The following is a 25,261-nucleotide window of genomic DNA, read 5'->3' on the forward strand; positions in this document are numbered from 1 at the left end:
TTTTAATATTTTTCTCCTAAAATTGCTCTTTTCTGTGCCATTGCATAACCATAATGCAGGCTTTCATGCATGTTGTTGAAGATAATGGCATCCTGAATACTTTTCAGATCCATCCCAAAACTCGTGGTGTAGGGTGTGTAATCTGAGAAGAAATCGCTGTCATAATCTTTCATTAAGATCTTTGAAGTTTCGGTTAATAAAAACTCCAGATCTTCCACTTCAGATTTTTGTACATTTAAGTTCGGAAGGGTTCCTTTCTTATATGTTTCGATCCAATATTTATCAATCCTGAAAGGGTTTCCGCTTAGGTAATAGTGCAAAAGCTGCTCTGTAGCAACGGTGTGTGCAATATTCCAGTAAATGTTATTGTTAAAGCCATCCGGAATCAGCAAAAGATCTTCATGAGATGTATTTTGCAGGATATCCAAAAGGTTTCTTCTCACCTGTCTGTGGGCTTGAAAATGATAATTCATTTTACAAATTTTTTAATCACCAAAAATAGTTTAATAAAGTGGAAGTGACAATTTTTAAATGTGAGATTAAGGTTAAAATTATTTAAAATAATGCCTTTAAAATAAATAAATGTTAAAAAAGGTATTCGTTTTTCGTTTATTTAAAGGAAAGTCTTTGTTAAAATAATTGATTTTGAGAAGTGTAATTTCTTTTTTTGACTATTTTATTATAACTTCTAAGCTTGGGGTGTTTTCAGATGTGAAGATGGAGTTGGAGCTGATTTGCAATGTGAAATTTAAAATCTATTCAAATTTTATAAAAATAAAAACCTCCTTCGAAAATGTTCGAAAGGAGGTTTCTTTATTATTTTTAATAGAATATTCGTATTCTTTTTATTTTTTGATAATCTTATGTTTGAAAGATGTTCCGTCTTTTAAAACGACATTCAAGATGTAAATTCCTGTGTTGTATGAAGAAATATCGATCTTATTTTCTTTATAATTTTCAAATAATTTTCTTCCGTCTATGCTGAATAAACTTAAAGACATTACATCTATTGGAGACTTTATATTGACAAAATCAGAAGTCGGATTTGGATAAATGCTTACATCTGTTGTTTTGACATCATTTACATTTAAATTGACGTTGCTTTTGCCCTGCATATAAACAGATAAATAGACATCTCCCTGTTGCTGATTAAAAACAGCGGTTGGAATTGTATGTTTTAGGGTATGATTTCCTGCGGTCAAGTTAGGTATTACAAATCCTCTGATAGGAACAGAATTTCCAGGGCACCAGTTGTTCCATGAAGTCCAATCAGCAACAGTTTTTGGAGTTGTTCCGTAAATTCCGTTACCTTGCGTATTGTATACTCTGAATGGTTCGCACGAAATTCCTCCAGGAGTATACGTAAGGACTTGTACATCATCTATATATGTGTAGTTTTGTCTTCTTACATATTCTTCCCCACCACTGTTTGCACCATGAGGAGTTGATATTACAACAAAGCGTGCATCAGTAACGGGATTGGGTAAATTAAAATTTACAATTCTAACAGTTTGACCAGCAACATCTGTACTATTATAGTTATTGATTCTGCTGTAACTCAAAAGAGGAGTAAGGCTATTGTAATCTGTAGGTGTTGCCCCTGCATCTGTTGAAAAGAAAGTAAGAGATCCCGAAAAAACATCAATTCTGCCAGAACATCCTGCAACCTGAGTTTGTGCAGCATAAGGAACACCAAAAACGTCTAATTCCATATACATATCGTAAGTGCTGCGAAGCGCAGAATCGTGAAAGACACTGTATAAATTACTTAAATTATAGGTGTAAGGCACTTCCGTGGGAGTACGGTTTTTGTTCATGAAAGGGGTGATGTATCTGCCAACTTCAATTCTTTTTACATTGACATCGTCTATAGTATAAGTAGCTTGATTTTTAGGAACTAAAGCCAAGAAAACCTCTCCCAAACGGTCATAATTGTCACAAAGAGCACCGATAGAAACTCTCATGGCAATTTTTGCTTTGAAAGAATTCAGTTCTGCGTCTGTAAGTTTTCTTGCATATCTTGTGTTTCCAAGTCTGATCAGACCTGTAGGAACCGGATCGGATACCGTTGCTGCATAACCATCATAATAAACTGCTTGTGAAATCACATTTACCATTGTTGTGGTTTGTGATTGAAGAAGTCCCGCGAAAAAGAGACTCAAAAAAAATAGCTTTTTATACATGTAATTGGTATTTGTTACAAATGTATTAAAATATGTGTTTAAATTTGATGTTTATTGGTTGATTTTTCAAAGCAGATAATGATTTGTTGATAATTGTATAAAAAAATAAAGTAATGGAATTGATTTGTGTTTAAAATATCATTTGTATTAGTGTATATGATTAAATAAGCATATTTATTGTAAAAATTAAAACTTTAGTACTAAATTAGCACCATATTCCATATTGAATTTATTAATTATGAAAAGAATTTTACTTTTATCTTTATTATTGATATCGTTGGCGTTTAATGCTCAAATAAATATAAACGTCGGAAGTACAAATGTGGGAACTGCTCCGGTAAGTAGCTTTTTTTCCTATTCTTATGTTCAGCAGATCTATCCTAAACAGGAGGTAAATGCGAATGCAGCAGGGAATATTACAGGGCTTACGTTTTATATAGATCCGTCCTCAACCATTTCTGATTCTTCAAATTGGACTGTTTATCTAGGACATACAACAAAAACAGCTTTTACTTCTGGTACGGATTGGGTTCCGTCTTCGCAACTAACTCAAGTGTTTGCAGGAACTGTGACTAAAAATAATAATAAAGTTGAACTTACTTTTACAACGCCATTCGCTTATAATAATACAGATAATCTAGTAATCGCAGCAAAAGAAAATGCTCCGAGTATCGATATTAATAATTTTGATGAGGCGTTTAAAGTTTATTCACATCTTCCATATTCAACTCTTTATTACAAAGGTGATAATGCGGTTGTTGATCCGGCGTCTCCACCTGGCGGAATCAGAGCAGATTACAAGTCATCAGTAACGATTTTAGGATTAGCGCCTAGATCTACGCCTGCATGTCCTTTCGTTGCTTATCCAACAAATAATGCCCAACTTGTTTCATTATCCCCCAATATTAAATGGTTCCCAGTTTCAGGAGCAGATTCTTATAAAATTTCAGTAGGAACAAGCTCAGGAGGTACTAATGTTATTAACCAACAGTTAGTAACAGGAACAAATTTTACCCCATCAACTCCCCTTAATTCTAATACCAATTATTATTTAAAGGTTACTGCAGTTTCAGCCGGAGTTGAATCTTCAGGATGTACAGAAGTTGTTTTTAAAACTATTCCTCCGGTGCCGGTAAATGATGCCTGTTCAGGAGCTTTATTAGCGTCAACTTTCCCTTATTCATATACACAAAGTGATGCCGTTTCTGCAACTAATAATGCAGGAAATATAGCAGTTTGCCCTGACGCAATGAATGATGGAACTTGGTTTAAATTAATAGGAGATGGCAGTCAGTACACTATTAAAGTGACCATGCCTACCGGAAGTACTTTTGACCCTCAAGTAGATGTGTACAGCGGTACTTGCAGTGCTCTGGGATGTGTCGGTACGATGGATAATGGTGGTGCTGCCGCTGCGGAAACTATCACCATTCCAACAACGGCAGGAACAGAATATTATATAAATGTGGGATCTTACGAAGAAACAATTGATGTTCCGGAAGATGTATTTACGATTACAATTACTAAGCTTTAATTCTGAATAACTTACGTTTTTATCAATTAAATAAAAAAATAACACCATGAAATTGTTATAACTAATAATTTCATGGTGTTATTTTTTTGTTAATTTCATATTGCTTTTCCATAGAAAATAAAGCTTTCCTGTTGATAGTAACCATTTATTGACAAGAATTAAGATTGATATTATCAGTAAATTGATCTTTTGAATGAATTATATAAATTAAAACTCAGTCGCTTAGCTGAATATCTCATAAATCCTCAGAATATTTAACAAACTTTAACTCAAAAATGGCATTTATTGTGTTGATTAATGCAAGTATTTATTAGAAATTTACAACTTATTTTAATTTAAACTATGTCAGATACATATCAAGCAGAAGACATTCGTCAGTTGACGGAAAAGATAAAAGAACAAAACTATTTATTTTCACTTCTGAGACAGGAAATCAACAAGGTTATCATTGGCCAGGAATATATGATAGACCGCCTTTTGGTAGGTTTGTTAGGAGGTGGACACGTTCTTTTGGAAGGGGTTCCCGGATTGGCAAAAACATTAGCTATAAAAACGTTGGCGGATGCTGTTCATGGTGAATTTTCAAGGATTCAGTTTACACCCGATCTATTGCCTGCAGATGTTGTAGGAACGATGATCTATAATATTAAAGAGAACGATTTTTCTATAAAAAGAGGGCCTGTTTTCGCGAATTTTGTGCTTGCGGATGAGATCAACCGTGCGCCTGCAAAGGTACAATCAGCTCTTTTAGAGGTGATGCAGGAAAAGCAGGTGACAATTGGTGATGAAACAATGAAGCTTCCAAAGCCGTTTTTGGTATTGGCAACACAAAACCCGATCGATCAGGAAGGAACTTATCTTTTGCCTGAAGCACAAAGTGACCGTTTTATGCTGAAATGTACGATCGATTATCCAAAATTTGAGGATGAAAGAACAGTAATGAGAATGGTTTCTACTTCTCATCAGCCTATCGTAAAACCTGTTGTTTCTCTGCAAAATATTGTAGATGCTAAAGAATTAATCAATCAGATTTATTTAGACGAAAAGATCGAAAAATATATTCTGGATATGGTTTTTGCAACCCGTTATCCTGAGAATTACGGTCTTTCTGAACTTAAAAATTATATCAGTTTCGGAGCTTCTCCAAGAGCATCTATTAACTTGGCAATTGCATCAAGAGCTTATGCATTCTTGAAAGGAAGAGCTTTTGTGATTCCTGAAGATGTAAAAGAATTGGCGAAAGATGTGTTGAGACACAGAATTGGATTAACATTCGAAGCTGAGGCAGAAGAGATTTCTACAGAAGAAATTGTTAACAGAATTTTAGCTAAAATTCAAGCTCCTTAATTTTTAATGGAAGAAATTATCATCAGAAAAGCAGTTCAGGAAGATTGTGCTCCGATGTTGGAGTTGATCAAAGAATTGGCTGAATATGAAAAAGCTTTGAATGAAGTTACTTTAACGTTAGAGCAATTTACGCAAGATGGTTTTGGTAAATCCCCAGTTTGGGGAGCCTTTGTTGCTGAATTTGAAGAACAGATTGTCGGAATTTCATTGTATTATGATCGATATTCAACTTGGAAAGGGAGAAGATTATATTTAGAAGATTTAGTGGTGACAGAAAAACTAAGAGGAAAGCAAATTGGAAAGAAATTATTTGAAGCAACCTTAGAACACGGAAAGTCAAATCAATACAGCGGAATGGTTTTTCAAGTATTAAATTGGAACGAACCAGCAATTAATTTCTATAAAAAATACAGTCCGAAGTTTGATGATGAATGGTTTAATGTTTCAATTGAGTTTGAATAAGTGAGAAGATCGAAGTTTTTTAACGCGCTAGACTCAAACTCTAGTGCCGTAAAACACAAAATATGCAGATAAAAGATATTGTAAAAAAAGTCAAACAAATAGAAATCCGTACTCGCAGGAAGACGGAAGCTACTTTGATGGGACAATATCACAGTGCTTTTAAAGGGCAGGGGATGACTTTCTCAGAAGTTCGTCCGTATCAGTTTGGTGATGAAATTCGTAGAATTGACTGGAATAAAACCGCTCGCTTCCGTGAACCTTTCGTTAAAGTGATGGAAGAGGAAAGGGAATTGACGATGATGATTTTGGTGGATATTTCTGCTTCAATGGATTACGGAACGAAAACTCAGCTGAAAAGAGAATATGTTGCAGAAATTGCAGCAAGTTTAGGCTTTTCAGCGGCGGGAAATAATGATAAAGTTGGTCTGATTCTATTTGCGGATAAAGTGTATAAAGTAATTCCACCACAAAAGGGGAGAAAACATATTTTGTCAATCATCAGTAATATTTTAACTGCAGATTATGTTCCGGCAGTTTCCAAAATTGATAAAGCAATGGAATATATGATGGGAATTTTCAAGAGAAAATCTTTGGTTTTCCTATTTTCAGATTTTGAAGATGAATATGATTCTAAAATGCTTCGCGTCGCTTCAAAAAAACACCACCTGCTTGGAATGAGAATTTATGATGAAAAAGATAATGAAATTCCTGATGTAGGATATGCGTTGTTATACGATGCTGAAACAGGAAAACAGGTTTGGGCAAATACTTCAAGTGCAAGATGGAGATATACTTTTGCAGAGGCTCAGAAACAAAAAGTAAGAGCGTTGGAAGACGATTTTGCTAACAGTTCGGCCAGTTTTATGAATGTAAATACAGGTGCGGATTATTCAAAATTATTGTACAGTTATTTTCAAAAGAAATAATTACATCAATAGGAACGGGTATGTCATCCTGAGCGGAGTCGAAGGAAGCCCGTTCAATTAAATTTAAAAAAAATCAATTGGCTTTAGCCAAAATTTATCAATAAAAGTTGAAAAGAATACTATTTATACTATGTTTTTTAATCTGTGCAAACGCTTTTTCACAGATACTTTCTTCCAATCTTGAGAAGAAAACGCTTGCTTTGGGTGAAGTCAATCATTTGATTATAAAAATTGACAATCTTAGCGGAAAACCGGTTACTGCTGCCGCTAAAAACGAGCTGTTACCTTTTCATTTTGAAGAAGTAAAAGACAGCATCGGTCAGAATCAAAATTTATACGAAAGAAAGATTGAGTTTGCCGTTTATGAAGAAGGAAAGTTCACTATTCCTGAATTGGAATTTAAAGTTGGAAACCAAGTTTTAAAAACAATTCCTTACGAGATTGATGTCATGAATACTGCCCAAAAAGCAGATCAGATCAATGATATTATGAATAATAAGGAAGTTAAACTTGAAGCGAAAGATTATTGGGAGCTTTATAAGTTTTATATTTTAGCGGCTTTGGGGATTATTGCTCTTATCATTGCTATTGTGATGTATATGAAATGGGGCAGAAAATCGAAAAGTTCTCCTGCGGTGGCAACCAATCAGACCTTGAAAGAATTAGATTCTCTTAAAAAGAAAAAATATATTGAAGAAGGAAATTATCGTTCATTTTATGTTGAATTGATCGAAATTTCAAGAAAATTTATTACTAAACAATACCATTTGCCTGCAGATGTTTTGTTGACGGATGATTTAATAGATTTAATGAAAAAGAACAATACAATTTCTCAGGAAAACGAAAAAGTGGTGGAAGATGTATTTTTAAGAGGAGACTTGGTGAAATTTGCCAAAACTTTCCCTGATAAAGACGCGATGGAAAAGGATTTTGCAGATGTGAGAGAATTTGTGAAGAGATCATCAAAGGATTTAGAATTCGAAAACTTGAGAAAGGATGTTTAATTTTGAATTTTATAGTCCGTGGTTTTTACTGCTTTTTGTGCTGTTTATTCCTCTTTTTATTAGAGATCTAAGCAAGCAGAAAAAGAAAGGTATAAAAGTTCCTACCGTAAAAAATATGGAAGGGAGCAATGGAATTGTAGCCGTACTTTTTTTACTTAAAATCTCCAAATATCTTATTCTTTCCGCGTTGATCATCGCGATGGCCAGACCGAGAACGTTTACTGTTTCTCAGGACAGAGACGATACAAAAGGAATTGATATTATGCTGGCTGTCGATGTATCATTGAGTATGTTGGCTAAAGATTTAACGCCCGATCGTTTGACTGCATTGAAAGAAATTGCTATAAAATTTGTTAATCAACGTCCAAATGACCGGTTAGGTTTGGTGACTTATTCCGGTGAAGCTTTTACGAAAGTTCCTGTAACGTCCGATCATCAGGTTGTTATTGATGAATTAAAAAATCTTAATCCGCTCGAGCTTCAACCAGGAACTGCGATTGGTGAAGGGCTTTCTGTCGCTGTAAATCACCTCAGAAATAGCAAAGCAAAAAGTAAGATCATTATTTTAATGACAGATGGTGTCAACACGATTGAAAATGCAATGCCTGCTCAAGTTGCTGCTGAATTGGCTAAAAACAATGATATAAAAGTTTATTCCATCGGAATTGGAACGAATGGATATGCGTTAATGCCTACTCAACAGGATATTTTCGGAGATCTGGTTTTTACAGAAACGGAAGTGAGAATTGATGAAGAACTTTTAAGAGAAGTAGCGCAGACGACGAACGGGAGATATTTCAGAGCTACCTCAAACAGTAGTCTGGAAGAAGTTTATAATGAAATTAATCAATTGGAAAAATCTGATATAAAAGTATCTAAGCTTTACAATTATCAGGAATATTTTAAGATTTTCCTCTGGATTGCTTTAGGAATGTTAATTATCGATGCTTTGCTGAGATGGGTATTTTATAAATTTTTAAGCTGATGGAGTGGTATTTAGGTAATTATTGGTATTTATTGTTGCTGTTGCTTTTGCCGCTGTTAGCTATTTTATTGATTCGTTTTCTGAAATGGAATAATAAAAGAAGAAATATTTTTGCGGACAGTCAGTTTCACGAAGAATTGTTTGAAAAAAGATCAGGTTTTGTGAAAATATTTCCTGCTCTTTATCTTTTGGGAACCTTGTTTTTAATATTTTCAATTATTGATTTATTAAATGGCTCAGAAGAGGTAAAAAGCAATCAAAGGATGAATAATGTGATCTTTATGCTTGATGTTTCCAACTCTATGAATGCGGAGGATATTAATCCGAGTCGTTTGACGGAAGCAAAAAATCTGATGATCAACACGATGCAGAAGATGAAAAGTGATAAAGTCGGGATTGTGATATTTGCAGGAGAATCTGTTTCTATCATGCCTTTAACAACAGATTATAGTTCGGCTGAAACGTATGTCAATGCTATTGAAACCAATTCTATGCAGATTCAGGGAACTGATTTCTTAAAAGGAATGCAGGTTGCGGTTGAAAAATTTAAAAATGTAAGCAAAGGCTCAAGAAAAATAGTTTTATTGAGTGATGGTGAAGACAATGAAGGAAACGACAATGCTGCCATAAAATTGGCGAATAAAGAAGGAATAATGATTACTTCCGTAGGGATTGGTTCAGACGAAGGTGCACCCGTTCCGGAATATGTTTTTGGACAATTAATGGGTTACAAAACCGACCAAGCTGGAGAAACGGTAATTTCTAAAAGACAAACCGAAGCTCTCAAAAAGATGGCAGAATCTACAGGCGGAACTTATATTGATGGAAATAATATTAATGAAGCGCCAAGCAGAATTTCGGATGCTTTGGGTAAGAAGATGTCTTCTTCAGAAACATTGGTTAAATCTCAGAATGCTAATCATTATTATCAATATTTTTTAGCTGTTTCAATACTTTTCTTCTTTTTAATTTATATTTTTAATCCTAAAAGAGATTTTAATGTTTAATACTCATAATTGTCTTTGAAAAGTTTCGATACCACTTTAACCCAACTTTAACAATTAAGACACTGTTTATTAACATATAAAGGGATAATTTTGCATATAATGAATACTAAAATCATTTTTTTATCGTTTATAATTGCTTTTCCGTTTTCAGGCTTCGTTTTCGGGCAGGAAAGCTACAAGACTTTGGTCTATGAAGGCAATCAGAAATTTAATGGTAAAAACTATGATGGAGCGTCTTCTAAGTATATGGAAGCGATAAAATCTAACGAAAAAGATTTTACGGCACACTATAATTTAGGGAACGCTTTGTATAAAAATAAAAAATATGATGAAGCAAAAGCTGAGTTTGAAAAAGCACAAAAACTTTCTCAAACAATTCCTGACAAGGCAGCGGCTCTTCATAATTTGGGAAATACTTATATGCAGATGAAGCAGCCGGACAAAGCTGCAGATTATTATAAGCAATCCCTAAAACAGGATCCTTACAACGAAGCAACAAGAAAAAACTACGGAATTGCCAAGTTGAAGGAAAAAGAAAACCAACAGAAAAAAGACCAGCAAAATAAGTCAGGCAAAGGCGGCGGGGGTAAAGACCAACAGAAAAATGATGATCAGAAAGGCGATACCAAAGATCAAAAACAGGATCAGGGTAAAGGCCAGCAAAATCAGGGGGAAAGTCAGCAAGGAAATGATCCGAACCAGAAGCAGAATAATGAAGGTAAAATGCCAAAAGATCTTGAAAACGCAATATTAGATAAAGTAAGCGATAAAGAGAAAGAAACCGCCAAAAGGATTTTAAATAAAAATTCTTATTCGATGCCTCAAAGCAACGAGAAAGATTGGTGATGCAACAGAAAATTATTTACATATTATTTATCCTTTCTTCCGTAATTTCTTACGGACAGGTAAGTATTAATGTAAATCCTGATAAAAATGATTATTCAGGAAAAGATGTTGTAAATCTTACCATCACTTTAGAAATGAATGGTAGCGAGTATAATCAGCAAACGCCAATTCGTCTTCCGGATCTGTCAAAATTTAATATTATCGGTTCCGGATCTGTAAATAATACGTACATCGATCCTGCTACAAACACGGTAATTACGCAACGAGTTTCCCAACTTGCGCTTGAACCTAAGCAAAAAGGTAAGATCAAGATCGGTTCCGTTTTGGTTACGGTTAACAATAAAATTTATAAAACAGAACCTTTCGATATTTTGGTAAAAGATGTTGAAAAGAAAACTGTTGCCAGTGCTTCAAATGATGTTTATCTGAACATGGAAATCGAAGACAAGGACGTTTATCAGGATCAGCCAACTGTTGCAGTTCTAAAAGTATATTCTAAAAATATGGATAACTTCAGGAAAGTGAAGAATATCCGTCTTCCTGAACAGGATAATATCAATGTACATCCAGTAAACTTTACTAAATCTGAAATTGATCCTTCATCGAGTTACGGTAATATGGCTTCACAGGTTTTGGCGGTATTCATGGTGTTCCCAAATGAGGCAGGATATGTTGAGGTGCCTTCCGTTTCGGCTTCTGTTAGTACTTATTCCAATAAAAATAAAATAGTTTCCAATAAGGTTAAACTCAATGTGAAAAAACTTCCTGAGGGTTCTCCGGAATGCTTCAAAAATGCGGTCGGAAACTTTAATGTAAGTGTTTATAATGCTTCAAAAGAAAAGGTTGAGGTTAAAAAGCCGATCAATGTTGTCATAAAAGTTTCAGGGGAGGGGAATTTGTCTGATATGGAACTTCCTAAGATCGTAGAATCTCCGGATTATGAGATTTTTGCTCCTAAAATTACTTCAAATGTAGCTCCGGGAACCACCGGAATTAAAGGTGAGATCTTAGCGAGTTATATTGTGATTCCGAAAAAGGCGGGTGATATTCTTATTAAAACAGAGCAGTTTGCTTTCTTTAATCCGGCGAGTAAAGAATATACAGATCTTGGTCAGGAAACGTTGGCCGTGAACGCGTTTTCACATGATCAGATCATGGAAGCTAAAACCACGGTTGAGAAGGTAAATGAATACACCAACAACTTTTTGGAGACCGTAAATACTCCGGTTTTAAAGACAACTTCATTTAAAGTTAAAGAAAAAGGTAAATTCAACTGGGGTATACTTTTAACGAATATTGCCATTTTACTAGGATTATTTATTACTTATCTTTTATTTAAGACTTGGCAAAAAAAACGTACATTAGTTAAAGAAACTGTACCTTCAAAATCTTTAGGTTCTGTAGCAGAAACCGAAAATGAAATAAGACAAAGCTTAAAAACTGATATTAACGATTATTTCAGTTATTTAGAAAACCTTAAAGATCATGAAGATTATCAGAAGTTCTTTCAAACCGTAGATGAGATGGATTCTGAGGTTAGAAATCAGTATTTCCAAAGCTCAGCAGAAGATTTCAGAAAGTTTCTGGAAGGGTACAAGGGTTCTGCAGTTGCCGAAGAATACAGAACTCTTTCGCAAAAGATACAGATAGAGAAATATGCTCCTGTAAAATCTTCCGAAGGAATGGATGAACTTTTGAAGGCAATTGTTAATTTGTATTCTCAGATTAGCAAATAATCAATTTTTTTTCATATTTTTGCGAAATTTTTAATTACAAAAAGATGGAAGTTTTTAATGATTTTTCTATAAAAGAAATTATTACCTGTTTTATGGTTCTTTTCGCTGTGATCGATATTATCGGTTCTGTTCCCATTGTTGTAAGCTTACAGCAAAAATTCGGACAAATTGAGGCAGGAAGGGCTTCTATTACTGCCGGAGTTATCATGATCATATTTTTATTCGTAGGAAATAAGATTCTAAAATTGATCGGAGTAGATGTAAATTCCTTTGCTATTGCCGGAGCTTTTGTGATTTTTATCATAGCACTGGAAATGATTTTGGGTATTGAGATCAATAAAACGACGGAAGCAAAAGCTGCATCCATTGTCCCTATTGCGTTTCCGCTGGTTGCAGGTGCCGGAACTTTAACAACTACGTTATCTCTGAGAGCTGAATTTCATGATATTAATATTATTTTGGGAATCGTTCTCAACACAATTTTCGTATATTTGGTGCTGAAATCAGCAAAATGGCTGGAAAGGAAAATGGGAGAGGCTACTTTGTCTATCTTACAGAAAGTTTTCGGGATCATCCTTTTGGCAATTTCAATTAAATTATTTACAGCAAACTTTGCACAATTGGTGCAGAACTATATTAATTTTTAAGAATCATGCAGAAGTTTTATAAAGTATTTTTAGTACTATTCATCGTGTTTATCGCCATAAATCTTTATGCTTTAGACTGGCAGTCGGATGTTTTATCTGAGGATAATCTGAAGTTTGTATTTTCAATTGCTTCGGCCGTTATCGGGCTTGTTTTACTTTTTGTGTTAAATACATGGAGCAAAATCGGATTGAAAAAATAACCTTTAACATTATTAAAATATATAAACTCTTTCATTTAATGGAAGAGTTTTTTGTTTGCTTGATGTTTAGTCTGAATAATGTTAGAACACCTATTGGTGGCTGAGGCTCTCGAAAGCACCGACCAATCTAAGAAACCACCAAATTCTTCAAAACTGCTTCTGACTTTAATTCCGTTTCAATCCACTCTTTTTCAGGATTGCTTTGTGCGGTAATTCCGCCGCCAACAAAGAGATGGACAGCATTTTGATATAATTTTGCGCAACGAAGATTAACGAAAAACTGAACGGTATCTTCTGTTTCAATTTTGATATAACCCGCATAAAATTCGCGAGGAAATTTTTCAATTTTTTGAATATTTTCTTTACAAAAATCTTTCGGAATCCCGCAGACAGCCGGAGTAGGGTGTAATTCCTGAATAAGACGATCCAAATCCTCAGGTTTTATTTTGGCTTTAAAATCAGTTCTTAAATGCTTGATATTCCCCGAAATATGATCGTGCGTTTTTGATATTTCAATTTCTTCGGAATAATGGGTAAGAATATTTTGAATATAACTTGAAACTGGCTTTTGTTCCTCAATTTCTTTCTCAGACCATTCCTCTGAGACAGGTAGAGTGCCCGCCAGGCTCATTGTTTCAAACTCGTGAGTCGTTTTATTGAATTTTCCTAAGACCTCCGAAAAAGCGCCAATCCAAGCGTTTTCACCATTATTGAAAATGTATCTGAAAGCGTTCGGATATGTTTTACATAAATTGTTGAAGCTTTCTTTTAAATCAATTTGATTAAAATCCTTGAAAATTTTCCTTCTTGAAAGGACTAATTTTGGAAGATCATTTTCATTAATAACTTGAATGACTTCTTTTAATTTTTGTAAATATTCATCTTTAGTTTCAGCGATGAAATTACTTTTATCTTCTGGTAAAGAGTTATTTGTAATGTTTTCTTGGTTGAATTTTTCCTGATCAATCTCAATAATATTTCCATCAAAATTAATTTGCCTTAAACCATCAAAAGAATGAAAATTAATTGAATTTTTACCTGCTTTTTCATCTGTTGAATACAGTTTTTCGTCAAAAGGAAATTTGAAATAAATCATGGATTGAATACTTTTCGAAAGCCATTATCTGGAAATAATATATGAAATTCCCAAATTGATCTTTCTTTCTGCAAAGGTATTATTAGTCTTAAAAATCTCAAAATCAAATGACGAGTTTTTTAAGGAAAGATTCTTCATTTGGTATTGTTGATAATCTAATGACAGTAAAAATCGTTTCAAAATTCGATATTGAACTCCAAAAGTGAATCCGTAATTGTTTTGAGCCGTCTTGAAATCATCCAATTTATCTAAAACATTATTTTCAGGAACTAAAAACTGCATCTTATAAGTATTTCTGTTGATTAAAAATCCAACGAACGGGCGAATATTTTTCCATTCGTAGAATAATTTTAACTGAAGTGCGTATTCAAAATGTTTATTATTAAATCTTTGGAACAGCAAAGGTTGATGATCTTCTGTGAAATAATATCCATTGAGATAAGTGTCTTCTTTATTCGCGTCCAGATCAAATGAAGAATTCCAATAATAAACGTTGGCAGAAAGCATTAATGATAACCTTGGAGTGATGATGCTTTTTGAGATCCAAACGCCCAGATTTTCTCCAAACTGTTGTTTTTTAGTTGAAAGTTCTTTGCCCCAACTGCTGTTTTTTAGTCCAATTCCTGCTTCAATTCCGTATTCTAATAAAGGGTATGATTTTATTTCTACATTATTTTGGGTCGTTTTCAAATTATTTTTAATTTTGATTTCAGTAATAGAATATTTAGGTATTAAAACTTCCTTAGATACTATCTTTATGGGCTTTTCCAAATATACCGTATCATAAACGATCACTTTTTCATAAACATACACCGTATCTATCTTTTTCCTCTTTTGGGCAAGAGAAAAATTAGCGACGATAAGCAATGAAATGACAATTAGTTTTTTCAAGAACATGGTGAATTAATGATTTTTATCTTTCTACAAATATCGTATCCCTTTGGATAATTTTTTTGACAACAATTACTTTTTTTGGAGCTTCAACCGCTGAGTCTTTCAAAATAATTTTCTTTGATTTTTGATTTTTTTCTGTATTTTTTTCTTTTAAAATCAGTTTTGCTTCGGAAGTTGTTGTCTGCGTATTGGTTTGGTTTAAATTGTCATCATTGGAATTATCCACTTCTAAAATATCAGGCTTTTTTTGAGATGCGTTTTCATTATTATTGCTTTTATCTTTTAAGATTTCATCAGAATTAATGCTAACGTTTTCTTTTGTAAGTAGATTATTTTTAGGTTTTAATATAAAAATTGAAGCTATGATAATCAATAAAATTGTAGAACTGATGACAACTTTCTTTTTCCAGGCCTGATTTGAAGTTGAAGAAAAAGTAGCAGAATTAATCATTCCTTTTTCTGCAACCTTAAACTCTTTTGAAGGAGTAATATTAAAATCTGAAAATTTACTTCTGAAAGTTTGCGCCCATAACAATCCTCCAAAGCCCAAAAACACTAATAATTGAGCCAATTTCTTTTTGTTTTTCGGAGTGTTCTCGTCTACGATATTATTCAGCAAATAAGTTTTAATAGATTTTTTCGCTCTTAATAAATGAGATTTTGAAGTGTTAACAGAGATCCCGAGCGCACTTGAAATCTCTGCATGAGAATAATTTTCAATACAAAATAAATTGAAAACCGATTTGTGATGGGAAGGCAGATGGTCTATCGACAACAACAACTCTTCCCTCGTGAAATCATATATAAAAATGTGTTTTTTTTCTTCTGAAACAGGATCGCTCATCTCTGAAAGGGTATCTGGAATTTCTGAAATTTCGGTGGTAGTGAAGATTTCTTTACTGCTTTTTCGGATGTATTGTAAAGCATTATTCACCACAATTTTTTTTAACCAAGCAAAGAGGAGTTTTTCATCTCTAAGCTGGTGTTTATTCTGTATCGCTGCGATGAAACTGTCCTGAACAATATCTTCCGCAGTGTAAATATCCTGTATATATCTGCGGCAAATCCCCAAAAGTTTTGGGGAGTAATTGCTGTATATTTTTTGCCAATTTGTTGAGCTATGCATATTTTTAGATTGCTTAGTTCTGGACAACATCAATGGAATGGAGGCCGTTGCCAAAAGAGTAGGGAGGCATGAAACTCTGTATTTCTACATTGTTGATGAAGACTTTCTGTTCTCCGTTATCATTATATCTAATCATGTAGATATTTTGATCGAGAACTTTCATTTCCTGTATAAAACTATACTGAGGATCTGTTATTAAAATCTCTGAACTATTTTTATAATATTTATTCTTTGACTGTAGATAAACATCATTATTATCTAGAATAATTTTGTCTATAGCTCCTGTAGATGGACTTAATATCGGTGTCTGGATATTGGTTAATAAATTTCTATAAAAAAGAGTAGTGCCAGTACCATATAAATAGAGGTTGGAACTATTGGAGGCAATTCCGTTACGATAAGTGTAATTTGTATTTAAAGGATAAAAAGTAGTATTTATAAAATAGCCAAAGTTACTGACTCCATTTATTTTTTTATGAGCAGAAACATATACTTTCGAATCATGAACTGTAATAGAGCCAGAATCATTTTGGGTAAATTCATCTGTAAAAAGAATTGTCTTTACTCCATTTTTCCAATAGCAGAATTCAAATCTTTCCGAAGGAGTTGCAGGGTTCAGATTTGTTGCTTGTCCTAATAAATAAATATCTCCATTTTTAACATAAAAATCAAAAATCTGTGGAACGTTAGTCACTGGGACATTTAAATATTGATCAAGATCGAATCTTATACCATCTTTCCAGAATGTTTGATAATTCATAGGTACAGTAGGAATTCTCCCTGCAATATATACATGGTTGTTTTCTGCAATTATTTTTCGAGGAATATAAATACTAGGTGGGAGATTGGTTTTTTGTCCGTTTTTCCAATAACAAGATTGATTGTTTTCTCTACCAGCAATATACACATCGTACGAAGCTACAGTTTTTTCTAATTCTTCGGTATTATTTTCTCTGCAGGAAAAAATAAATACAAGTAAAAATAAAAATGATAATAATGTTTTCATAGTCTTTTTCTTATAAGATGTAAAAAAAGAAAAAGGTTGCAGTATTTAGTTAAAAATATTTTCTTTAAGATACTATTTTAATTTGAAACGATACAAATTTGTTAAAAGATGCAGAAAAATAAAGAAGTTGCAGCAAGTATATATAAAAAAAGACTCAAATTTTTTTGAGTCTTGTATTTTAATTTTAAATAGATCTTATTTTAAAAGAATATTGTTGGTCATTGTTGTATGATTAATCAATACACCTTTTTCATCTCGAATTTCAATTTCTGAAACGTGCATTGTTTTTCCTTTTCGGATAAATCTTGCAACTGCAGTTACGAGACCGTCTTTTTTACTTTTTAAGTGATTGGAATTAATATTAGTTCCAACACCATAATATTTACTGCCATCAATGAAGATATTAGAGAGGCTAGATCCCATTGTTTCAGCCAAAACACAGCTTGCACCACCGTGTAAAATTCCAAAAGGTTGGTGAACTTTAGGCTGAACAGGCATTGTTGCGGTTAAAGTTTCATTTTCCAGATCGATGTCGATGAATTGTATTTCCAACGTTTTAGCTAAAGTAACATCGTTTCCCCAACTGTTTAAAAACTGTAATATCTCTTCTTTAGTTTTTGACATACTTTATAAATGATAAATAATATGAATGTAATTTAGCTTCTAGCTTCCTGATCATTTCCCATAATGTTTGGATTCCAGTTTTCAGGGATCTTTGGTCCTATGTCATTTTTGATATAATAATCCTGGATTTCTTTCATTATTTCTGAAAAGGGAGCGCTTGCCAATCTTTCATAAGGAATGGTATAACCTAGGTATACAATGTTTCTTTTAAAATCTCCGGCAGCAAGAACAATCGGAACTTTTGCAGCCAGAGCCATATGATAAAACCCTTTTCTCCATTTTGGAACCCAGCTTCTTGTACCTTCCGGAGTAATCACAAGGCTGAAATCTTCTTTTGCAAACTGATCTGCAACAAATTTCACCAAATCATTTTTCTGGCTTCTGTCGATACCAATTCCTCCCAAACCTCTTACTACGCTTCCGTACCAAGCTTTTGTGTGGGCATCTTTAATGATTATTTTTAAAGGTTTCCCCAAAGACCAATAGGCAAGATTTCCTAATAAATATTCCATGTTGTGGGTGTGTGGTGCTACAACAAGAATGCATCTGTCCAGACTGTTTACATCGCCTTGTAGAACGACCTTCCAACCTAACATTTTCAACATCAATTTGCCAATCAGTTTTTTCATATACTTTGATTTAAAAACAAAAAAGTACAACCAAATGGTTATACTTTACAAATATATTGAAATATTATCGCTCTTAAAACAAACCGGTGATTAAATCTACGATTTTCATTACTATTTCTAGTGCTAATTGTACCATTTGTAAGTGTTTTGATTTGGGTTATTAATTGTTTACGAAGATAAGATAATTTCTTGATATGCAGAACTTAAATTTAGTTTTTTTGTTGTTTTTGAGAGAAGAAGAGTGTGAATTTCAAACTGTTGCTTTCCATTCACACCTTCAGCCACTCTCTTCAGTTTATTATTTGGTTTTGATAGAAATTTCGTTTTTTTCGTCGTTTACTTTGATATCAACGTCACCTTTCATCTTTTTGATGTTTGTTTTCATTGAATCAATTACTTTGTCAGCCTGGTTTGCAGGAACTTTTTTTCCGTTAACGATGATGCTGTCTTTATCATCAGAACTATATTCAATGGTAGAACCGTTTACAGAGATTTTATTTTTCTCGATTCTGATATTTCCATTGTTGTAGTCATTATCCTGATCGTCGTCATTCATTCCGTCTGCGTTTAGATCTCCGTTAAAATCAATTCCGTCTTTCTTTACAGGGATTACGATTGTATTTTGAGGAACTACCAATTCATAATTGATGCTGTAATCTCTGAATCTGTGTTCGTAAGGGAACTTGATGTAATTTGGAAGGATAACTTTATTGTTAACAATTTCTACAGGAACGCTTACGTTAAGTGGAAGATTGTATCCTTTAGCTTCTTTTTTAATGATTAAATAAGGAGTTTTAATATCAGCTTTTCTTGTTACATCTACATGAATCCAGTCTTTTTCATAAACAGATACCTTGTCAGAATAAAGATCATCATCGTAACCTGTGAAGTTCTGAGGGATCGTTATTTGCTTGAAATCTACATAAATACTGTCTGAAGTTGTATTGATAGAAACCTCTTCTGTATCTTCTTTATGACCTTTTAAGAACATTTCTTTTTTAGCCATGCTGATTCCGAAGTAAGTAGAAATTGCGATCAATCCAAGGAATAATGCTCCTAAAACCCATCCTGTATTTCTTAATTTCGTTTTTGGAGAAATTAATTTGATACTTAACAATGCGAATATCATTGCAGGAATTAAACTTCCCAGAACGATCATTGCCATGATCACATATTTCATTCCGTCGTTATCGAAATAGTAATTCATTTGGCTGATTGGAGGAAAATCACTGTTTCCCATAAATCCGAAACCTACAAATGAACCGATAAGGCAACCAAAAGCCATTAAGGCGAAGATTCCTCCTAAAATATATCTTATTACATTCCAGATCCCGCTTCCGGCATTGTTGATGTAAGGTTTGCTTTCGATATAGATTTCTCCGACTCTTTGAGTAGATTCATTAGCGAATTGTACTAATTTATTAGACTCATTTTTAAGATTGTCGAAGTTCATAGGCTTTCCCTTCATTTTCAGGAAATCTGCTGCAGTTTCTGCAGTTGGTAAAACAATCCAAAGAATGATGTAAAGTAATACCACTAATGAAGAAGAAATTGCTGCTGTAAAGATTCCAAGGATAAAAATTCCTAACCAGATTGCTCTCATTGCAGTAATGTCCATTCCAACGTAATGAGCTAAACCTGCGCAAACACCTGCTATTTTTTGTCTTTCAGGATCACGGAACAATTGTTTTTTATCTGTGTATTCAGTTCCTGAAGCGCTTGCTTTCTTAGTATTTTTCTCAGAATAATAAGCTTCTTCCTGTTCTTCGATCTTTTCCGGAGTTCCGATCTGAGCGATTACTCTTTCAACATCGGTATCATTTACCACTTCACGTTTTCCTAAAGAATCTCTGAAAATTTCAACCATTCTTATTTCTATGTCATGCATTACCTCATCTGCTTCCGAAGCGTCTAAAGAGCTTCTCAGTGCATTAAGATAATCGCTAAGCTTTATATATGCGTGTTCTTCTATTGTAAAAGAGAAACCTGCGAGTCCTATTGAGAGTGTCTTGTTCATAGCTTTGTTTTTAAATTTTTTGAGTGATTTGGTTTACAGAATCTGTTAATTCTTTCCAGGTATTTTGAAGTTCGTCCAAAAACAATTTGCCTTTTTCTGTTATTTGGTAATATTTTCTGGGTGGCCCTCCTGTAGATTCTTCCCATCTGTAAGAGAGAAACTCTCCGTTTTTCAGTCTTGTTAAAAGAGGGTAGAGGGTTCCTTCTACTACATCCAGCTTTCCTTTTTTCAGTTCATCTATCAGGTCGGAAACATACATTTCACGAAGGTTGATGAGACTTAAAATACAGAATTCCAGAATTCCTTTTCGCATTTGCGCTTTGGTATTTTCGGTATTCATCTTTGATAAGTTTTGTTAATTAGTTATATCCAATCAGAATAAAATTCCTAGCTAGTTGAACCTATTCCGATTTTACATTACAAAGATATGTAATTAAAATGGTAATATGCAATACAAAGTAGTGAAAAAATATAAATAAATAATGTAACTAATTGAAAATCAATATAATTATTTTTAATGTCGAATTTTTAGAATTGAATGTTTTGGAAAAACTAAGCCAAATTATTGATAATTTTACCTTTTAAGCTGATAGGTCTTAAGGTAACAAGAGCTTTTTTCTCTAATTTTTTCTGATATGATATAAATGTGAACCTTCTGTAGAATTTACGGACGATAAGAGCCATTTCCATCATAGCAAAATGCTCACCGATGCAAAGTCGAGGGCCGGCTCCGAAAGGATAGTAGGCGAAATTTTTAGAATTTTCATCCTCAAAACGTTCAGGAATAAACGAGTCCGGATGTTCCCAATATTTTGGATTTCTGTGAAGTCCGCTTATGTAAAGGATGATTAAAGTGCCTTTTGGCCACGAATATTCTTTAAAACTATCATCTTCTAAAGCTTCACGATCAATCGCCCAAGCCGGAGAATGCAAACGCATGGCTTCTTTAATGATATTTACAGTAAATGATTTCTTCATTAAATTTTCTGAAGTAAAAACCATTTCTCCTTCATTTTCTATTTCTTTTTTTAATTTTTCCTCAGCTTTTGGGCTTTGGCTGATCTCAAAAAAGATAAAACTTAAAGCATTGGCCGTAGTTTCATGTCCGGCAATGAAAAGGATGAGCATTTCATCAACAAGCTGTTCGTCCGACATGGGAAGTTGTGTATCTTCATATCTCGTCTGAATCAACATATCCAAAAGATCGTTCTTTTCCTCGCCCGAATTTCTTCTTTTGTCTAAAACACTTTGAATGATTGCTTTTGATCTCTTACTTTTTTCAATGTTTTTATCAATAACCCCGAAAATATTTAAGATATTAGTGTAAAAAGGTAAACGAACTTCTTTGGTAGAAACTTCCTGAACTTCTGTGATTATTTTGCTTAATTCATTCACTGTATTTTCGTCAACATCGGAACTGAAAAGGGTTTTCGCAACAATGTTAAAAGCCAGCGAATGAAAGAAATCGTACAAATCTACTTCAGATTCGATTTTGAATGATTCAAGAGATTTATCAATTTCTTCTTCCATAATCGAAACAAGATTGGCAATTTTCGCCTTACCAAAACCTGGTTGAATCAGTCTTCTTTGTTTCAACCAATCCTTTCCGTTGTTGGTCAACAGACCTTTCCCCAGATATTTTCCTAAAGTGACAGATTGTATTTCAGATTTTTGATAATTTTTGTGATTTTGTTTTAAAATATATTCAACAAACTCTTTATCCTGAGAAAAGATGAAGTTTTTATCGGTAAAACTAGCTTTGATATAATAATTATCACCTACAGATTGGTGGTTTCCGCTGATAACTTCCAACGGATGATTAAGCCCTTTAAATAAAGAATATAGCTTTCTTTTTCCTTTAATTTCTGCCGGATAATTAAACTCTGGATGCATGTTGAATATTTCTATTAAAAATACAATTAATCTCTTACATAAATGAGCTTTACAATCAAAACCCTTATTTTTGCAATATTATTTGGTTTGAATTTTAATTAAATATATCGTGGTGTCACATTTGGACAAAATTATTTTGAATTAAAAGATATATCCAATCAATCAATACTATAAAGAGTAAAAATGAAGATACAGAAAGAAATCGATTTTATTTTAGCCGTTGATGCTTTAAAAAATGTACAGAGAAGAAATTACAATGCCGATGATTCAAGAAGAGAAAATACCGCTGAACATTCATGGCAGATTATTATTTTAGCTCAAATTCTTTTTCCATATGCGAAAAACAGAGCAGATATTGATTTATTAAGAGTAATCAGAATGCTTTCGATTCACGATTTAGTAGAAATTGAAGCTGGAGATACTTTCTTATTTGATGAAGCAGCAATGGTCGGGAAATTTGAAAGAGAAAGACAATCCGCTCAAAATATTTTCGGAATTTTAGATGAACCTTTACGTACTGAGTTCTTCAATCTTTGGCTTGAATTTGAGGAAGAACAAACTCCTGATGCTATTTTTGCCTGTGCGATCGACCGGATTATGCCATTCATCTTGAATTCTTATACCTCAGGAAAAAGCTGGACAGAAGCCGGAGTAACCGAAAATCAAGTCAGAAATATGTTGGAAAATGCAATCAGCAGAGCTTCAGATGAAATGGGAGAAGCTTTTCAGTATTTAATGATTAAAAATTTAGAAACTGAGAAAGTTGTAAGATAATTTTATACTAAATATTAGGATAAATAATCAACTTTAACATCATTTTTGTCATTCCCGCAGGGAATCTAAATCCAATTTGTAGAAATACTAAAGTTTTATGATTGAAATTTTTTAGAATAAAAGAAGTTTCGGAGGCCAAAGGCCGCCGAAACCATAAAAAGGATTTATAATATTTGAATTGGCTTCTTAAATTCATCAATCGCCACAAAAGTAAAATCACCAACAATTGCTCTTTCTCTTTCGTAAGAATACATTTGTTCGGTGTAGATTTCTACATTTACCTTCATACTTGTTGTTCCGACGTGAGAAACTTTACCGATTAACTCCACAATAGTTCCTGCGGGAATTGGTCTTTTAAAATCTATCTTGTCGCTGCTTACCGTTACCACTCTTTTTCTGGCAAATCGGGTAGCGGTGATAAATGCCACTTCATCCATCAATTGCATCGCTGTACCACCAAAAAGGGTGTCGTAATGATTGGTTGTGTTAGGAAAAACCGCTTTAAAGATGCTGGTTTCAGATGCTTGAATTCTTTCTTCTGTAGTCATATTTCATTATTAATTAAAGCGAAAAGAACGAATATTGAAACAAACAGAAAATGACAGGAACACAGAAATTCCTGAAAAACCATTGATCAATAAACTTCAGATCGCGAAAGTTTTTGTCTTAAAGAAATAGGTAGGTCTCCTGACTCGTAACATCTTTATTTCCTTCCCATGCCTTGCACAGTGGATTCTTGATAAAGACTTTTCGTTACTTACAGTTGCGCGACAGTTCGTGATTTTCACACGATTCCCTTTTAATCTGCGGTTAAGCAGAACCAGTTTCTAAAAAGCCAGATGCCATCAGCTAGAAGCCAAAAGCAAAATAACTTTTCGGTGCAAAAATAAGGATTATATGAAAGATAAACGAATTATTCCGGATTATTATAGATGATCTGGCTGATAACTTTTCCTTCTTTGATCGTCCAAAGCGTAGTATAACGGTTTTCTCCTGAGCCATTAATCATATAAAGAAAGATGTGATCATTATCGATAGAAGTCACCCCAACGTTATTGAAATCCATTGTTGGCTGGAATAAATTTTTGACAGCTTCTCTCACAAAAACAGAACCTCTTCCGGGTTGCTGTACTCTGATAGATTTTATTTCGGTCATGCCTTCAGGCAGTTCGTTGCCGATTCCCCATGGTTTTACTTTATCGATGGTAAGAATTTTTCCGTTAGCATCTTTTACCTTTTTACGGTAACTCGCGTTGGATGGATAAACGTCAATAATAACTTTACTCCTCTGGTTAGCCGGAATTTTTGGATCGGTGTTGTCTGTGAAAATAAGAGATTTTCCGTTTTTAGATTTGGTAGGAGTGTAAGGCGGTAACCGATCGATGTAAGCGATACGGTCTTTATTCACCATACCTTCTTTATTTAGAGAATCATACCTTACGAAAGGTTTTTCGGTGTCGTCTTTGTCTGGATATTTTATCCAAATCCATTCTGTTTCTCCGGGAGCGGGTTTTACATATACAAAAACATCTCCTCGGCGCATACGGATTTTATCCACAATTTTTCGGTAATTATCCTTAGCAACACGTACCATGGCATAGCCTTCTTCAGCTTTTACAACTCCAAAAGGAACTTTATTTTGCCCTTTCATTAAGCTTAAAGAAAAAACACTGAAAATTGATAAATAAAAAACTTTTTTTGCGGAAATCATCATGAAAAATTTTTGACTCTTCAAATATATAAATTAAATGCTTTTTCTGAACATAATTATATATTGTATTAATGATAAAAAGAAAGAGAATGCATATAAACATTCTCTTTTTATGGTAATTAATCGTTTCTAAGTTTCGCTTTTACGCCATTATTCTTAATAATCGTTCTCAGCATTACAATTTCTTGTTTTGTAAAATCCTTTTTAGGAATCATATTCATTGTTTGCAAACTATGATAAATAAGAAACCAATCTTTTAATTCTTTTACTCTGGAAACAGTGTTCCAATGAAAATCGTTTTCAAATGTTTCTCCTTCGGTTTTAATTTTATCTTCAACGAAAGTGTAAGAAATATTTTCCTGTATTTTTTTGTCTGAATAATAAGCTTTTTTAATGCTAAAATAACCTCTAATAGTCATGAAAACCCATAAAACAAGCAACCAGATGGAAGCATTTTTAAAAATATCCTGCTCATCGCCATCCAGAAAACCTTTAAATATAAAAAGTAAAACAGCTATAATTGGAAAACCAAAAAATCTTATTAAAGAACTTTTTAAATAAAAAACCCAAAAATCTTTGAAAGTAATTTGTGTCTTTACAGTCATATATTAATC

Annotated in this window: 26 protein-coding genes and 1 riboswitch; of the genes, 12 read left to right on the top strand and 14 right to left on the bottom strand. The window is 33.4% G+C overall.

What is annotated here, in order from left to right:
- Positions 1-2: 2 nt before the first annotated feature.
- Together A0O34_RS15310 and A0O34_RS15315 are read right to left on the bottom strand one after the other, a co-directional pair.
- Entirely contained in the window at positions 3-473 is a 471-nt protein-coding gene (locus A0O34_RS15310; protein WP_066756295.1) for a DinB family protein, read from the bottom strand.
- Positions 474-845: 372 nt separating this feature from the next.
- Complete coding sequence (locus A0O34_RS15315; protein WP_162271028.1) at positions 846-2,162, bottom strand: peptide-N-glycosidase F-related protein; 1,317 nt, start codon at positions 2,160-2,162, stop codon at positions 846-848.
- Positions 2,163-2,421: 259 nt separating this feature from the next.
- On the opposite strand from A0O34_RS15315, the gene A0O34_RS15320 reads away from it, so the two are divergent.
- The 11 genes from A0O34_RS15320 to A0O34_RS15370 all read left to right on the top strand — a co-directional run bounded on the left by A0O34_RS15320 (position 2,422) and on the right by A0O34_RS15370 (position 12,877).
- On the top strand, positions 2,422-3,717 hold the full coding sequence (locus A0O34_RS15320) for a hypothetical protein (protein ID WP_066756299.1): 1,296 nt from the start codon (positions 2,422-2,424) through the stop codon (positions 3,715-3,717).
- A gap of 342 nt (positions 3,718-4,059) precedes the next feature.
- Positions 4,060-5,064 carry an AAA family ATPase gene (locus tag A0O34_RS15325; RefSeq protein WP_066756308.1) on the top strand — a complete coding sequence of 335 codons (1,005 nt, stop codon included), beginning with the start codon at positions 4,060-4,062 and terminating at the stop codon, positions 5,062-5,064.
- Between the two features lie 6 nt (positions 5,065-5,070).
- Positions 5,071-5,526 (top strand): GNAT family N-acetyltransferase, encoded by a 456-nt coding sequence (locus A0O34_RS15330; RefSeq protein ID WP_066756311.1) that lies wholly within the window; start codon positions 5,071-5,073, stop codon positions 5,524-5,526.
- A 62-nt stretch (positions 5,527-5,588) separates the two neighbouring features.
- A complete protein-coding gene (locus tag A0O34_RS15335) occupies positions 5,589-6,452 on the top strand; it encodes a DUF58 domain-containing protein (protein ID WP_054513194.1) in 864 nt (287 codons plus the stop codon).
- A 107-nt stretch (positions 6,453-6,559) separates the two neighbouring features.
- A complete protein-coding gene (locus A0O34_RS15340) occupies positions 6,560-7,456 on the top strand; it encodes a BatD family protein (RefSeq protein ID WP_066756314.1) in 897 nt (298 codons plus the stop codon).
- Entirely contained in the window at positions 7,449-8,441 is a 993-nt protein-coding gene (locus A0O34_RS15345; protein ID WP_066756317.1) for a vWA domain-containing protein, read from the top strand. The genes A0O34_RS15340 and A0O34_RS15345 overlap by 8 nt, the downstream gene beginning before the upstream one ends.
- On the top strand, positions 8,441-9,448 hold the full coding sequence (locus A0O34_RS15350) for a vWA domain-containing protein (RefSeq protein WP_066756320.1): 1,008 nt from the start codon (positions 8,441-8,443) through the stop codon (positions 9,446-9,448). The genes A0O34_RS15345 and A0O34_RS15350 overlap by 1 nt, the downstream gene beginning before the upstream one ends.
- Before the next feature lie 99 nt (positions 9,449-9,547).
- Positions 9,548-10,294, top strand: a complete 747-nt coding sequence (locus tag A0O34_RS15355) for a tetratricopeptide repeat protein (RefSeq protein WP_066756323.1) — start codon at positions 9,548-9,550, stop codon at positions 10,292-10,294.
- On the top strand, positions 10,294-12,030 hold the full coding sequence (locus A0O34_RS15360; RefSeq protein WP_066756324.1) for a BatD family protein: 1,737 nt from the start codon (positions 10,294-10,296) through the stop codon (positions 12,028-12,030). Before A0O34_RS15355 ends, A0O34_RS15360 begins: the two co-directional genes overlap by 1 nt.
- A gap of 44 nt (positions 12,031-12,074) precedes the next feature.
- Positions 12,075-12,677 (top strand): MarC family protein, encoded by a 603-nt coding sequence (locus tag A0O34_RS15365; protein WP_066756327.1) that lies wholly within the window; start codon positions 12,075-12,077, stop codon positions 12,675-12,677.
- Between the two features lie 5 nt (positions 12,678-12,682).
- Positions 12,683-12,877 carry a hypothetical protein gene (locus A0O34_RS15370; protein WP_066756330.1) on the top strand — a complete coding sequence of 65 codons (195 nt, stop codon included), beginning with the start codon at positions 12,683-12,685 and terminating at the stop codon, positions 12,875-12,877.
- Between the two features lie 127 nt (positions 12,878-13,004).
- Here A0O34_RS15370 and A0O34_RS15375 read toward each other — a convergent pair whose 3' ends face one another.
- The 9 genes from A0O34_RS15375 to A0O34_RS15415 form a co-directional block, all read right to left on the bottom strand.
- Positions 13,005-13,973, bottom strand: a complete 969-nt coding sequence (locus A0O34_RS15375) for a chorismate-binding protein (RefSeq protein WP_066756333.1) — start codon at positions 13,971-13,973, stop codon at positions 13,005-13,007.
- A 24-nt stretch (positions 13,974-13,997) separates the two neighbouring features.
- A complete protein-coding gene (locus A0O34_RS15380) occupies positions 13,998-14,864 on the bottom strand; it encodes a hypothetical protein (protein ID WP_157886037.1) in 867 nt (288 codons plus the stop codon).
- 22 nt (positions 14,865-14,886) lie between these two features.
- Complete coding sequence (locus A0O34_RS15385; protein WP_157886038.1) at positions 14,887-15,993, bottom strand: RNA polymerase sigma factor; 1,107 nt, start codon at positions 15,991-15,993, stop codon at positions 14,887-14,889.
- A gap of 13 nt (positions 15,994-16,006) precedes the next feature.
- A complete protein-coding gene (locus tag A0O34_RS15390; RefSeq protein ID WP_066756342.1) occupies positions 16,007-16,999 on the bottom strand; it encodes a hypothetical protein in 993 nt (330 codons plus the stop codon).
- A 195-nt stretch (positions 17,000-17,194) separates the two neighbouring features.
- Positions 17,195-17,623: a PaaI family thioesterase gene (locus tag A0O34_RS15395; RefSeq protein WP_066756345.1), complete on the bottom strand. Its 429-nt coding sequence runs from the start codon at positions 17,621-17,623 to the stop codon at positions 17,195-17,197.
- A 32-nt stretch (positions 17,624-17,655) separates the two neighbouring features.
- Positions 17,656-18,252 (bottom strand): 1-acyl-sn-glycerol-3-phosphate acyltransferase, encoded by a 597-nt coding sequence (locus tag A0O34_RS15400; protein WP_066756348.1) that lies wholly within the window; start codon positions 18,250-18,252, stop codon positions 17,656-17,658.
- Between the two features lie 298 nt (positions 18,253-18,550).
- Positions 18,551-20,269 (bottom strand): PspC domain-containing protein, encoded by a 1,719-nt coding sequence (locus A0O34_RS15405; protein WP_066756351.1) that lies wholly within the window; start codon positions 20,267-20,269, stop codon positions 18,551-18,553.
- A 10-nt stretch (positions 20,270-20,279) separates the two neighbouring features.
- A complete protein-coding gene (locus A0O34_RS15410) occupies positions 20,280-20,609 on the bottom strand; it encodes a PadR family transcriptional regulator (RefSeq protein ID WP_066756355.1) in 330 nt (109 codons plus the stop codon).
- Between the two features lie 212 nt (positions 20,610-20,821).
- Positions 20,822-22,162 (bottom strand): cytochrome P450, encoded by a 1,341-nt coding sequence (locus A0O34_RS15415; RefSeq protein WP_066756358.1) that lies wholly within the window; start codon positions 22,160-22,162, stop codon positions 20,822-20,824.
- A gap of 183 nt (positions 22,163-22,345) precedes the next feature.
- Between A0O34_RS15415 and A0O34_RS15420 the strand changes: the two genes are divergently transcribed.
- On the top strand, positions 22,346-22,936 hold the full coding sequence (locus tag A0O34_RS15420; RefSeq protein WP_066756360.1) for an HD domain-containing protein: 591 nt from the start codon (positions 22,346-22,348) through the stop codon (positions 22,934-22,936).
- Between the two features lie 164 nt (positions 22,937-23,100).
- On the opposite strand, the gene A0O34_RS15430 is transcribed toward A0O34_RS15420, so the two are convergent.
- From A0O34_RS15430 to A0O34_RS15440, 3 genes are all read right to left on the bottom strand, one after another.
- Positions 23,101-23,484, bottom strand: a complete 384-nt coding sequence (locus tag A0O34_RS15430) for an acyl-CoA thioesterase (RefSeq protein ID WP_066756365.1) — start codon at positions 23,482-23,484, stop codon at positions 23,101-23,103.
- A 112-nt stretch (positions 23,485-23,596) separates the two neighbouring features.
- Positions 23,597-23,776, bottom strand: a riboswitch (cobalamin riboswitch).
- A 73-nt stretch (positions 23,777-23,849) separates the two neighbouring features.
- On the bottom strand, positions 23,850-24,650 hold the full coding sequence (locus A0O34_RS15435; protein WP_066756372.1) for a hypothetical protein: 801 nt from the start codon (positions 24,648-24,650) through the stop codon (positions 23,850-23,852).
- Between the two features lie 116 nt (positions 24,651-24,766).
- Positions 24,767-25,252 (bottom strand): YcxB family protein, encoded by a 486-nt coding sequence (locus tag A0O34_RS15440; protein WP_066756374.1) that lies wholly within the window; start codon positions 25,250-25,252, stop codon positions 24,767-24,769.
- Positions 25,253-25,261: the final 9 nt, after the last annotated feature.

It is taken from the genome of Chryseobacterium glaciei (genome assembly GCF_001648155.1).
GTDB classification, from domain to species: domain Bacteria; phylum Bacteroidota; class Bacteroidia; order Flavobacteriales; family Weeksellaceae; genus Chryseobacterium; species Chryseobacterium glaciei.